Here is a 12789-nt window from a genome sequence, read left to right on the forward strand (position 1 = left end):
ACAAATTGCTGTGTCAGGTGCAGCAATGAAACAATATATCTTTGCCAATATTTTAGTGATATGAAATTGAAACATTTAGCCCTGTGTTTGGGAATGGCAGTAAGCTTCGGCGCTTCCGCCCAGATTAAATACAGGGATACGCAGAAGAAGCCGGTTTTAGTTCCTTACGACAGCAGTATTGCCTTTCAGCATCTTACACCGGATATAGCCCAGCTAACGCTGGTAGGACAAGAGATCACTTTCCTGAAACTTAATCCGCAGCGTGCCGTGCGAAACAAAGAAGATACCCTGCTGGATAATCTTAAAATGAAAGCCGTAGTGGAGGTGCCATATAAGAGTGTGCTCAAAGGCGGCCATTTTTATACGCCTTATAAAGCAATAGAAAACAAAACATTCCGCATTGTAGACTACGACCGGAGAAACCTGGAGGGTGTTACCACGCTGATCTTTACATTGCGTGATGAAGACCGGAAGCTGTTGCTGTACCAGGTGCCGGAAGACAATCTTCCGAATACACCGGTGATTATCAACGGCAACTACGAATGGCTGAAACAACAGTATGTAGGAAGAAAATTACATCTCCGGAAAGAAAACAGAAAAACGGAAAATATCCTGGACAGCAACAAGGAAATAACACTGAGCAATGAAGACGTGTATTCCTGTACAGATGTTGCCGTAATTTTTGCCGGTAAACAGAAATATGGCCAGCCTTTCCTGATCGTTAAAAACAGCGAAAACCAGGAACTGGCTATAGGAGTGGGAAAACGGAGTGAATACAGTACCGGCCCGTTGATTGAAGAATTTGAGTAATTCTTTTTAAGAGGAAAGCAATACTGCTTTCCTCTTTTTATTTTGCATCGCCGGATTCAAAAAAGCAGCAGCTGCCGCCTACCCAGGTATCCTGGCTGTTGAATCCCACGCCTATCATTTTACCCTTGCTGATCCGCGCCAGATTATGCACCAGCATTGGTCTCGCTGCCCCATCCTGCCAGATATAGATCATGCGTATTTCGCAGATAGCGGAGCCGGTTGGCGTTTCTATAGCAGGTGCGTATTTTACTTTGCGTTGCAATATCCAGTTCTCCGGATCCTTGATCCGGTCAATATCTTCCGCTGTCACATCTATCAGTACTCCCTGGCCTGCAAAAGAAAAGAGCGGCTTCAGTACATAATTTTCAAGGTCGGCAGGCACTACCGGCAACTGGTGCAGGAACCAGCTTTTAGGCACATATTCACTGTGAATAAAGGGCATCATGTATTTACTGATCCGGTAAAACCAGTTGGGGTGCGTGATCCATTCCACATCCAGTTCCTGGAAAAGATTTACATGGGCGCCAAGGCTTTCGGCCTGTCGTTGCAGGTCGTCAAAAATGATCCTGTTATAAATGCGCTGCACACGGGTTTTTACACCGTTTCTCATATAGAACAGCTGTTTGCCTTCCTGTATGAGGGCGGTTAAACAAACGGTGGGAATATCCAGTTTTTTTTCCGTGCTGTGAAAATCGATCCGTGTTTTTTGCTCTTCCGGCTTCACTTCCAGCAGTATCACTTCTTCCGGCGTATAAGGGCCCACAATCATATCGCGCAGCAGCTGGTAATATGCGGCTTCATCCAGCCCGTTGAAAAAATTACTCAGCGTATCCGGTATATTGAAATGTGTTTTAAAACGGCGCGCCATCACTTCCTGGAAAGCCAGCATGGTAGGGAATCCCTGTAATTCAATGAGCTGGGGCGCCAGGGATCCGTCATCTGCTTTGCAAACAGCAAAATCAATGACAATAAAATGCGGGTGCTCATTTTCATGCGGCACTTTCAGCGCTGGTGGAATGGCATCGCGGGTAATGGTTTTAAAATCGGGGCGAAGCAGCACATCCACAATCTCTTCGCAGGCCTGTACCAGTTTACTGCTAAGGGCAGCAGGCACAAACACCGGGGTTTCGGCTATTCTGAAAGCGGGTACCACGCCGGTATCTGCGGCAATGCCATCTAAAAAAGCCTGGTATTGCGCAGGTGTGAATTGTTGGTTATATGCTTTTCTGACAGCAGGGATCATAATTTTTTAATTAGAAGAACGAGTGCTCATTATCATTATGCGCCGTTACCTGCGCCAGCCGTTCAATGGCAGCCAGCCTGTCGGACAACCGGCCATAAATGGCATAGTCCAGGAACGCGGTAATAAAACGGTCGTGTGTAAGCATGATCCTGTCCGGATCGGTGAGCTGCCGGATCATACTGTTATATTTTTCCAGGCCGTGATGGTTCACCACCTGCTTTTTCTTTTCTTCCTGTAATAAGTACATATGCATACCGGTAGCATCTGCTTCGGGGTGGAACTGTGTGCCAATAAAGTGCTCATTAAACCGGATGGCCATGGTAGCGCGTTCCAGCGGCACGTGCGGCCGTTCTTTTTCAAGCGCAATTACATGTCCGCCCATTGCCTGCAGGTTCTCATAATCCAGCTCTATCACCTGCCAGTCGCGGCTGTCCACAATATAAAAAGGATCAGGCAGCGCGCTGAATATTTTTTCCTGCATGCCGGCGGCGGTTTTATGCACAGGGAATACGCCGAATGCGGGTGATTTCCGTTTGCATACATTGCCCAGTTTATAGTAACGGCACATGAGCTGGTAGGAATGACAGATAAAAAAGACGGGCTTCTTCACTTCATGGGTCCGGTTCCATTCGAGGAGGTTTTCCACCAGGGAAAAATAGGCTGTTTCCCAGTCGCTGCCTTCACTGGCTACCGGGCTGCCGGGGCCGCCCGTAGAAATATATATATCATAGGAAGTGTCGGGAACCTGTATTTGCTGTCTTACTTCAAACTCATCAAACTGCAGGTCCAGTGCATGCATGCTGGCGTATTTCGCCAATATTTCACGGATACAGCGCATCCCTTCATTGGGAACACCCTCATACATATCCAGCACAGCCACCTTCCAGCTATTTTTTATTGGATGCATGCTGCAAAATTACGCGAAATTTATTTTATGGGATATTAACAGCCCTGTAGAAAGCGGTCCTGGATAAAATCTGTTACGGCAACAAGGCTGTTTGTTTCGGCATATATCTCTAATTGTTTGTCTGCCCCAGTGCCGGTATCCAGTAGTTGCGTGGTAGCGGCAATGATATCGCGGCTGCCCAGGTCATCCACTACATCGTCGATAAAGTCGAGCAGCTCGGAAATCAGCGCGCGTGCATTGACTTCTATCTCCTTTCCAAAATCAATCAGGTACCCATCAATTCCATAGCGGGAGGCCCTCCATTTATTTTCGTTGATCAGTGCGCGGTTGTAGATAATGAAATTGAGGTTCTGCATCCGCAGTTTATAGATCTTGGCGCATACTGCCTGGAAAAGCCCTGCTATCATGATGGTATCGTCCAGGGTGAGCGGTACATCGCAAATGCGGAATTCCACCGTATTAAAAAATGGATGCACCCTCAGGTCCCACCATACTTTCTTGGCATTGTCGATGCAGTTTGTTTTTACCAGCAGCTTAATATAGTTATCGTATTCTTCGATGCTGGCAAAATAATCGGGGATACCTGTGCGGGGAAATTTATCGAAAACTTTTGTACGAAAGGATTTGAAGCCGGTGTTACGTCCTTCCCAGAAAGGGGAGTTGGTGCTTAATGCAAAAATATGCGGGAGGAAATAACGCACGGAATTGGCGATGTGAATAGCCATTTCCCTGTTTTCCATTCCAACATGTACATGTAAACCAAAAATGAGGTTGGAGCGTGCGGCATCCTGCATTTCATTTACTATTTCAAAATAGCGGGGATGATCGGTGATCAGTTGTTTTTCCCATTTACTGAAAGGATGGGTACCGGAGGCGCCGATGCTGAATCCCAGGTCGCCGGCTATTTGTGCAATGGTGCGGCGCAGGAAGGCTACGTCTTTCCGGGCCTCGTGGATATCGGCACAGATCTGTGTGCCCACTTCCACTACTGCCTGGTGGAACTCCGCTTTTACCTGGTCGTTGATCACCTTATGGGCCTGTTCTACTATTTTTTGTTCATGTGATCTGAGCTCCCGGGTAACAGGGTCCATTACCATATACTCTTCCTCGATCCCCAGCGTGAACGCCTTAAACATGTTGTTAGCTTTAGCTTTTAGCTGCGGGTTATGCAGCGGTAATTACGGCAATTTAATTTAAAATGAATGCCGTCTGCAAATGTAGGGCAGTAAAACGGTTTCATTTTTCTTTTTGTTGTTTTTTCACCGGGCTTTTTTTGGTTGCTGTTTTTTTCTCTTTTTCGGTGCTATTCTTCTTTTCCTTTACCGGTGTTGTTTTTTTTGCTTTGGGAGCGGCAGGTTTCTTTTTCTCCGTGGTAGCTGCTGCTGCTGCTTTTGCGCGGCCAGGATGCACAAATTTGCCCCAGGTGAGATTGTCTTTCCCAGGTTTCTGTGCAATAGCCCTTTCTATAGCGTACCTGGCGGTGGTTTCCACCACCCATTCAAAATGTTCTTCACCGATGGAGTGAAGATCGGCATCCGGCGCAGGGTTGCAGAAGTCGATAGCGTAAGGTACTTCACTGCGCACAGCTATTTCCACCGTATTGAAATCGTATCCCAGGTATTGATGCAGGGTAAGTACCTGTTCCGTGATCCGTTCCGCCAGTGCTGCACTGGGTTCATAATCGGCCTGGTAACGCAGGTGCGGTGCGTTTTTGGGATTGTAGGGCATGATCCGCACTTGTTTACCGCCTATGCAAAAGCAGCGGTAATACTGGCTGAAGTCGATCTCTTCCTGCAACATCATTACCAGCTGACCGGTTTCACCGTGTTTACGGAAGAAATCATCTTTGTCTTCCACGCGGTATACATGTTTCCATCCGCCGCCGGCATACGGTTTCATATACGCGGGGAAGCTCACATATTCAAAAATGCTGTTCCAGTCGAACGGGTAAATAAGGTTACGGAACGATTTATCCGTGGTATCATCCGGCAGTTTATTGGAAGGCAGCAATACGGTGCGGGGCACATTTACGCCAATCTTTTCCGCGAGGGCGTTGTTGAAGAATTTATCGTCGGCGCTCCACCAGAAAGGGTTGTTAATAACGGCGGTACCGGCAGCGGCGGCGTTTTTCAGGTAAGACCGGTAGAAGGGCACATCCTGCGAAATACGGTCTACAATCACGGCGTACCCCGGGTCGGCGCCCTGCATTACTTTGTCGATGGTCACAAATTCAGCGAAGATGCCGGGAGGGTTAATACGGTTTACACGGTCTACAAACGCCTGTGGAAAAGTGTTTTCCTGCCCGAAGAGGATCCCTATTTTTTTCATGGTACTTACTTGATAAGTGAAACATAATGCGGCAACATTTCCCGCCATACCGGCCAGTCGTGCGTAGTTTGCGGACGGATATCCAGCCAGTGGGCTATTTTTTTGCCGGCCAGTATACCTGACAGGTGTTCATTCTGTGGCCGGGTTACGTCCCGGTCGGCTACCCCCAGCACGATGCCCATGCGCCAGAGGTCTTCATGCTGGTTGTCCGGCACAAAATCTGCCGGGTTATTATAGTATACATTATCATCGTAATGCCCGTCCATGCGGAACCTGATATCAAAGATGCCGCTGAGGCTGAACAGGTACGACACGCGCTCGGGGTGGCGGAATGCAAAGTTGGCAGCATGATACCCGCCGAAGCTGCAGCCGGCAGCCACTATCCGCTGGTGTCCCGTTTCCTCTGTCATGCGTGGCAGTATTTCTTCCATGAGCAGCTTGTCATAACAGGTATGATTATACGCTCTTTGTTCGGGAGAAATGCTTTTATTGTACCAGCTGAATGCATCGATGCTGTCGGGGCAATACACTTTAATCCTTCCTTCCTCGATAAACCATCGCATGGCTTCTATCAGACCAAAGTCCTTGCTTTCATAATAACGCCCCATGGAGGTAGGGAACAGGAGCAGGGGGTATCCGCTATCGCCGAATACCAACATCTCAAATTCCTTTCCCAGGTTGGGAGAATGCCATTTTAAATAGTTTTCGGTCACAGGAAAGTGTTTAGTTAAATTTAAAAAAGATTATTGGTTTATTGGTAAATTGTTGCGGTGCAAACACATCAACATGTTATCAATTCTGTGTACCTGCAACAGAGGATGCAGCTGGACAGCTACTTCACGGGTACATCTCCACATATACTTTTACTGGTAAATGATGGACAGGATCTTCCCGGCATATTACCGGAGCTGCCGGCAACAGTGCTGGCAGTGGGCATTCACGCGGATGCCGACCGGAAAGCTGTTTATGGCACCGCAGGTGTGCCGGATTACATGGGTCAGGGACAACTGGCGGAAAGCTATACCCGTTTTATTATTGATGAGCTGCTGCCATTCCTGCAACAGCAGTACCCGGATATGCGGATCGTAAAGCGGGCGTTTGCCGGCTTTTCCCTGGGTGGGTTATCAGCGTTGGATATTGTATGGCGGCACCCGGATATTTTCGGGCTGGCAGGTGTTTTTTCCGGTTCTCTATGGTGGCGTAGTAAACCACTGGGGGAGGATTACAATGATGATACCGACCGCATTATGCACCAGCTGATCCGTGCCGGCAGCTATCACCCCGGGCAACAGTTCTTTTTTGAATGTGGCACGGCAGATGAAACGGCAGACAGGAACAACAACGGGGTGATTGACAGTATAGATGATACGCGGGACCTGATAAAGGAGCTGTTAAAAAAGGGGTATAAACCGGGTAAGGATATTTTTTCTTTGGAGATTCCAGGTGGCCGTCATGATATGGCCACCTGGAAAGCTGCTATGGATCTTTTCTTACAATTACCTTTCTTTTATTAATAGTTAACGGCAATGCCTACGTTAAATGAGGCGCCTTTTCCTTTTGAATAAAATCCCGGCTGCATAAACCACTGGGAGCGGGCCGGGAAATAGTCTTCATTAAAGAGGTTATCAATGCCCAATGTGAGCAATGTACGGGGAGCCACTTTATAGCTGGCATTGAGGTTCACCAGGTTATATGCTGATACTTTTCCTTCGTTGCCATTGTAAACGCCCTTGGCGTTTTTCTCAAAACGGTTCCTGCCATTTACTCCCATGTACTGTAAACGTACTTCCAGTGCAGGAAGCGGACGATAGGCGATGCTGCCGGTTACTTTCGGCGGTGCAATTCTTCTGCCGTTCAGGTATACATTGTAACTGCCGCCTGTTTTAGCGGTATCGGCTTTACCTTCCACAAAGCTGTAGCTGGCGCTGATATCGAGGTTATGCAGTAGCTGGTATTGCGCCGACGCTTCAAAGCCGTATATGCGTTCCGGTGTTCTGCTTACATTGAACAGGTCGGTGTTGGGATCAAAGATCATATCTGCACCGAGTTTGGAAGTACTGATAAACCCGCTCAGCTCAAACCTCAGTTTTTTATGCTCACTCACAAAGCCCAGCTCATAGTTATTCACGAGCACTGCTTCTGTGTTGATCTTTTTAATATCATTCACTTTTGCATCGCGCAGCGCTAACCCAACATCAGATACAGAAAAACCCTGTGAAAAGCTGAAATAAGGCATAAAGGCCGGGAGACGGTTATAACGGATCCCTGCATTAAAGAGGGTAGCGGTATAATCCAGGTCGCCTCCTTTTACAGCAATGCTGGGAGCGCTCACGGTACCATTGGCATTGGTAAGCTGAAGGGTGGTGTAATCGTCTACGCTTACACGCACTTTTTCAACGCGTACGCCCGCTTTCAGGATGAGGTTTTGCCAGAGCGACCATTGCGTTTCGGCAAAAGGTGCATAGTTCAGCATATTCATTTCCGGCACCCATATCCTGCCATCTACCAGTGGCTGCGAGGTAACATTGTTCAGCAGGTCCGCTCCATAGGAAAGCGTACCGTTAAATGCTGGTTTGTTCGACAGCGGGGAGGTGAACATCAACCGTAAGCCTTTCTTTTTATCAATGGTATGGGATTGTCCGTCGCCTCCTTCAAAGCGGCCGAACGACACGTAAAAGATATCGTCCCTTGATTCATAATAGGCATCTGCTGAGAGGGAGGTACCTCCAATGAGGCTATCGGCCTGGTATTCCAGGTGTAGGGTTTGATTGCCCCTTGGGCCGGTAGGAACACCGGCAGGCTTGCCCAGTACGCCTGAAGCGGGAATGCCTTTGGCGATATCCCCGTTCACCAGGGTGTAATTGGAGTTCTGCTGGCTGCGGTAATAATTGTACATCAGCTGTATACGCTGACGGCTGTTCACCTGGTAGCCTATTTTTGCAAAAGCGTTGTAGCTGTCTGTTTCACCCAGGCTGTAGTTGGGGCCTACCAGTTTACCTTTGGCGTCTTTAAATTCGCCGGTTTGTTCTGCCACACCGCTTACTACGTAATCAAACTTTTTATATTTCCCCTGTAATACCTGGTTCAAACGTCCGCCCACGCTGTTTTTGATGCTGGTGAGCGAACCGGTGGCATTGATCATGGTTTTGCCGGAGAGTATTTTATCTTCTTTGGGTGTAACGGTGATGTAGTTGATCAACCCGCCGGTGGCGCCGTTGCCGTAAATGGCGGTAGCGCCTTTCAGCACCTCAACTCTTTCCAGTACGGAAGGGTCGATGGAGCGCATGTCTACCTCCCCGTTGCGGAGCGGTGTGGATTGAGGCACGCCATCGATCATGATCAGCACAGAGCGGCCACGGAGGGATTGTCCCACGTTGCTGTTGGTTTGCGTACCGGGCGCCAGGCCGGGCACTTCCCTTGCCAGGATGTCTGTTACGTCCGTATTCACGGTCATGTCGTTTTCCAGGGTTTTCCGGGAGATAACGGTTACTGAAGAAGGAACGTTATCCAGTGTTACCGGTTTACGGCTGGCAGATACAACGATTTCTCCCAGTGCCCGTGGTGTTCCCAGGGTATCTTTTTTATGGTCTTTTTCCTGTGCCATCAGTGGTGCTGTAATTCCGCAGCCGGCAATAAGCAGGAGGTGTAATTTTCTGTGTAACATGTAGTGTGATGCCGTTTTAAATTTGGCCGTTTTTATTTCCGGGGGGCGAAGTTAGGCAAAAGGAAGTGGGGGGATTTACGCAATCGGGAAAATTTTCAGATATTGTTTTTATTAAGTTGTCTTATCGAATATCTTCTATCTTCTGTATGGTTACTCCCGGGCTACGGTATGGATACTCCCCATATAAGCCATATTTACGCCGTATATAAGCCATATCTTATTCATTTAATACCTGTAGCTAGATAAATATGGGTGATGAAGGGGAGAAGATTGTATTATTTTTAGCGATAGAATGGGGGGATAAGTGACAGGGTAGTGTGATGATCCCTGTGGGGGATCTGAATTGGGGAATTTTGAAAAGCATATTAAAAAAATAAAGCCCTCCATTTTAAATGGAGGGCTTTTATTTTTTTAATGCTTAGAAGCTGTATCTCAGACCAAGTTGTCCTCTCCAGCGTGCAGTAAAGTTGTTGATATAGTACGGTTTCTCATCACCAAAACCATTTATTTCCCTTCTTCTGTCATATTGGAAAACCGGGTTGCCGGTGCCATCGTATTTCCTGAATGTCAGCGGAGTAGAAGCATTGTTTGCGATGAAGTATGTTCTGCCCCAATCCTGGTTCAGCAGGTTGCCAACGTTCAGGATATCGAAAGTGATTTCTACTTTATGGTTCTTATAAATAGGCAGTACCTGTGCTAATTTAAAGTCGAAGATATTTTCGAACGGAGTGCGGCTTGCATTCTTTTTAGCGTTTTCGCCACGGTGTTTGCTCAGGTAGCTGTCATTGCTGATCAGGCGTTCCAGGTCGGCTCTTTGCTCATCCGGTGTGCGGGTGTAGGTTATATTGCCTTTAGAATCTTTCTGGGAGATCAGATCGAAGTTCATAGTGGCCACTTCTGTTGCCTTGGGAATGTAGATCAGGTCGTTGTTACCGCTGGAGCCTAAGTCATCTCCGGTAGGATCAACGGTATTAAAGTATACCCATGAGTATGGGATACCAGATTGACCATTATAGAACAGGGTTACAGTAGTGCGGAACTTATCTTCTTTACCATATTTGAAGGTTTTGGAAGCTACAGCCAGTACCCGGCTGCCCATGCTATAGTTTGAGCGGGCCAGTTCCAGGTTATTCAAACCATTGATGTTTGGTCCGAAGCGCCAGTTAGAACCAGCTGTAGAAGATGTACCGTCATTAATTGAGTAGGAATCACCGTAAGAATAACCAACTTTCAGGAACAGGCCGTTGCTTGTTTGTTTGGTCACTTCTGCAGACACGTTATAGGTATATCCTTCGTTGGTATTTTTCAACAAAAGAATCTGGTCACCCCAGTTTTTGTTTTTCTTTACCCAGGTTGGTCTTTTAATACCACCGCCTAAAGAAACGCTGTCTTTGGATTGAACAACATTCAAATTTTCCCAGATAGCATTGTTAAGTGTTTTGGTGAAGTTTCCTTCTAAGGTAGCGCTCATTCCCCATGGTAATTTCCTTTCTATCGCCAGGTTTGTTTTAAACATCTGGGGGAATTTGAAATCCTTATCAGAAAGGTTGATGTTGGAAGGGCGGCTTCCTACATTGGCACCCATTGCAGCGAGGTTGGCGGCAGAATATTGTCCGTAGAATGGACTATTGCCATCATAGTTGAAACGGAAACTGTTAGGTAGTCCGGAACCGCTTAAGTTTACATTGGTGAAAACGTTACCGGTATTTGCATACTGGTTGGAGATCCATACAAATGGTACGCGACCGGTGAAAATACCAACACCACCACGGATGATAGTCATACCATCGTTAGTAACATCCCAGTTAAAACCAACACGCGGAGCGATCAGTGGTCTTGATTTTGGAATGGTGGTAGTAGAATAACCCATAAAGCTTGAGTCCTTGGAGAACGCTACGTTATCCGGTGGCGTGGTCGGGAAGATAGGAATGTCTATTCTTACGCCGTAGGTCAGGGTGAAATTTTTCCTGATGTTCCATTCGTCCTGAAGGTAAATACCGATCTGCGCTGCTTTGAAGCCGATACCGTCCCGGAGGGTAGAATCAGCGGTGTTGTAGTTGATCTGGTATTGTCTTGGTTTCAGGTTGTTGATAAATCCGCTGATTGAATCATAAGTGTAAGAGCCGAAAGCACCTTGGATAAAGGTATTTTTGATCTTATAGATTTCAGCATTGGCGCCAACAGTGATAGTATGCCTGCCTTTATACATGGTCAGGTTGTCTGTAATTGTCCAGATGCTCTGATCCAATGCGTTGGCAGTAGAGGAAAATTCGCTACCGAGGTTAATTGTACGGCCGTTATCATTAATGGTAACAGTAGGGAACGGCTGACCGAGGTAACTTCTTCTGTCTTTTACATTATTATAACCGATTCTCAACTCGTTACTCAGCCTGTTGGAGAAGTTGGAGTTCAGCTCAACAACGCTGGAGTTACTTTTTGAAGGGAAGGTGTAATAGTTATTGGCGAAAGCGGCAGTGCTGTTGCTTCTGCTGTAGATCAGGTCACTCGCATTCAGGTAGTTATGACGTACTGTAAGTTTATGAATGGCATTGATATTCCAGTCGATACGGCCGAAGAGGGTAGTAGCTGGTTTATCACGTTCCTGGTCGGTGTAGCTTCCAAGATCTACTTTGTATTTATTTAATACGTAATCGTAAATGCTTTTCAGCTCATCGGTAGTTACGTTGGAGGATCCTGACGCGGGGTTGAAATCCACTGGGTTGTTCCTTACTGATCTTTCAGCGTTTACAAAGAAGAACAATTTGTTTTTGATGATGGGACCGCCGAGAGATGCGCCGAATATTTTATTGGTGAAATCTCCGTACTTGGCACGGGTTGAATCTGGGGCTTTACCTACAAGGGATTGTCCCTGGTAGTAGAAGTAGGCAGCACCATGAAAATCATTGGTTCCGCTTTTGGTAATTGCATTGATACCACCACCGGTAAAACCGCTCTGTTTAACGTCATAAGGATTCAGTACAATCTGTAACTGATCAATAGTTTCTATGGAAATAGGGTTGGCTCCTGCCTGACCACCGTTGGTGCCGGAAGCAGATAAGCCGAATACGTCGTTTGTTACAGCGCCGTCAACCGCGAACTGGTTGTATTTGTTGCTCTGGCCGCCAAAGGAAATACCCATTGGAGAGCCATCTTTACCATTGGTAGACACGGATGCCTGGGGGCTCAGTCTAACAAAATCCTGTACGCTCCTGTTAACGGTAGGGAGATTGTCGAGCTGGGTACGGGAAACGTTCAGCGCGGTACCGCCATTGCCTTTGGCAATAGCTCTGCTGGCCGTGATACTAACTTCTTTCAGGCTGGTAGAGCCTTCAGACAGTTGTACATTCAATTTCAAGGGTTCCCCGAGTTTGAGGAAAATGTCGTTGTAGGTTTCAGTTCCATAGCTGATAAAAGAAACTTCTACCTTGTACGGTCCGCCAACGCGAACGTTAGGAATTGTAAACTCACCACTGCCGCGGGTAGTGGTGCCATAAATTGTTCCAGTAGGTGTGTGGGTGGCTTTTACAGTGGCCCCGATCAGGCCCTGGCCTTTGGAATCAGTTACAACACCGGTAATGCTGCTGGTAGTTACCTGCGCAAAGGTTACAAACACGGTGAGCAACAATGAGAATGATAAGAGTAGTTTTTTAAACCCCATAAAGCAAAGAAATTGTTGATTCAGACGCAAAGTTGAACAATTTTCCCGGGAAAATTTTAACGCCGAATTAACAAATTGTTAAGTACACTGTGGATATCTCAAGTGACATATCAAAATTTAAATGGCATCTAGCTATATCTGTATTAATAAAAGGATTATTCAAGAATTTCGTCAATAAT

General features: G+C 46.9%; 9 protein-coding genes. 2 read left to right on the plus strand and 7 right to left on the minus strand.

The window, feature by feature from the left end; genetic code table 11:
• Positions 1-60: 60 nt before the first annotated feature.
• Entirely contained in the window at positions 61-810 is a 750-nt protein-coding gene (locus ABIE50_RS11990; protein ID WP_209861325.1) for a hypothetical protein, read from the plus strand.
• Between the two features lie 37 nt (positions 811-847).
• On the opposite strand, the gene ABIE50_RS11995 is transcribed toward ABIE50_RS11990, so the two are convergent.
• From ABIE50_RS11995 to ABIE50_RS12015, 5 genes are all read right to left on the minus strand, one after another.
• Positions 848-2053, minus strand: coding sequence for a hypothetical protein (locus tag ABIE50_RS11995; RefSeq protein WP_209861323.1), 1206 nt, complete (start codon positions 2051-2053; stop codon positions 848-850).
• Positions 2054-2063: 10 nt separating this feature from the next.
• Complete coding sequence (locus tag ABIE50_RS12000; RefSeq protein WP_209861321.1) at positions 2064-2960, minus strand: type 1 glutamine amidotransferase; 897 nt, start codon at positions 2958-2960, stop codon at positions 2064-2066.
• A gap of 35 nt (positions 2961-2995) precedes the next feature.
• Positions 2996-4096 (minus strand): carboxylate-amine ligase, encoded by a 1101-nt coding sequence (locus ABIE50_RS12005; protein WP_209861319.1) that lies wholly within the window; start codon positions 4094-4096, stop codon positions 2996-2998.
• Positions 4097-4196: 100 nt separating this feature from the next.
• On the minus strand, positions 4197-5288 hold the full coding sequence (locus ABIE50_RS12010; RefSeq protein ID WP_209861317.1) for an ATP-grasp domain-containing protein: 1092 nt from the start codon (positions 5286-5288) through the stop codon (positions 4197-4199).
• Between the two features lie 5 nt (positions 5289-5293).
• Positions 5294-6001, minus strand: coding sequence for an esterase family protein (locus ABIE50_RS12015; RefSeq protein WP_209861315.1), 708 nt, complete (start codon positions 5999-6001; stop codon positions 5294-5296).
• A 57-nt stretch (positions 6002-6058) separates the two neighbouring features.
• Between ABIE50_RS12015 and ABIE50_RS12020 the strand changes: the two genes are divergently transcribed.
• Positions 6059-6802, plus strand: a complete 744-nt coding sequence (locus ABIE50_RS12020; RefSeq protein ID WP_354027985.1) for an alpha/beta hydrolase — start codon at positions 6059-6061, stop codon at positions 6800-6802.
• Here ABIE50_RS12020 and ABIE50_RS12025 read toward each other — a convergent pair.
• Both ABIE50_RS12025 and ABIE50_RS12030 read right to left on the minus strand, forming a co-directional pair.
• Positions 6799-8952 carry a TonB-dependent receptor gene (locus ABIE50_RS12025; RefSeq protein ID WP_209861313.1) on the minus strand — a complete coding sequence of 718 codons (2154 nt, stop codon included), beginning with the start codon at positions 8950-8952 and terminating at the stop codon, positions 6799-6801. The two genes, ABIE50_RS12020 and ABIE50_RS12025, sit on opposite strands and share 4 nt — an antisense overlap.
• A 418-nt stretch (positions 8953-9370) precedes the next feature.
• Complete coding sequence (locus tag ABIE50_RS12030; protein WP_209861310.1) at positions 9371-12610, minus strand: TonB-dependent receptor; 3240 nt, start codon at positions 12608-12610, stop codon at positions 9371-9373.
• Positions 12611-12789: the final 179 nt, after the last annotated feature.

It is taken from the genome of Chitinophaga sp. OAE865 (genome assembly GCF_040546735.1).
GTDB lineage: Bacteria > Bacteroidota > Bacteroidia > Chitinophagales > Chitinophagaceae > Chitinophaga > Chitinophaga polysaccharea_A.

What these genes read in the sequence shown, in the direction of transcription:
- ABIE50_RS11990 (WP_209861325.1), top strand. Translation starts at nt 61, where the DNA reads ATGAAATTGAAACATTTAGCCCTGTGTTTGGGAATGGCAGTAAGCTTC.
- ABIE50_RS11995 (WP_209861323.1), bottom strand. Translation starts at nt 2,053, where the DNA reads ATGATCCCTGCTGTCAGAAAAGCATATAACCAACAATTCACACCTGCG.
- ABIE50_RS12000 (WP_209861321.1), bottom strand. Translation starts at nt 2,960, where the DNA reads ATGCATCCAATAAAAAATAGCTGGAAGGTGGCTGTGCTGGATATGTAT.
- ABIE50_RS12005 (WP_209861319.1), bottom strand. Translation starts at nt 4,096, where the DNA reads ATGTTTAAGGCGTTCACGCTGGGGATCGAGGAAGAGTATATGGTAATG.
- ABIE50_RS12010 (WP_209861317.1), bottom strand. Translation starts at nt 5,288, where the DNA reads ATGAAAAAAATAGGGATCCTCTTCGGGCAGGAAAACACTTTTCCACAG.
- ABIE50_RS12025 (WP_209861313.1), bottom strand. Translation starts at nt 8,952, where the DNA reads ATGTTACACAGAAAATTACACCTCCTGCTTATTGCCGGCTGCGGAATT.
- ABIE50_RS12030 (WP_209861310.1), bottom strand. Translation starts at nt 12,610, where the DNA reads ATGGGGTTTAAAAAACTACTCTTATCATTCTCATTGTTGCTCACCGTG.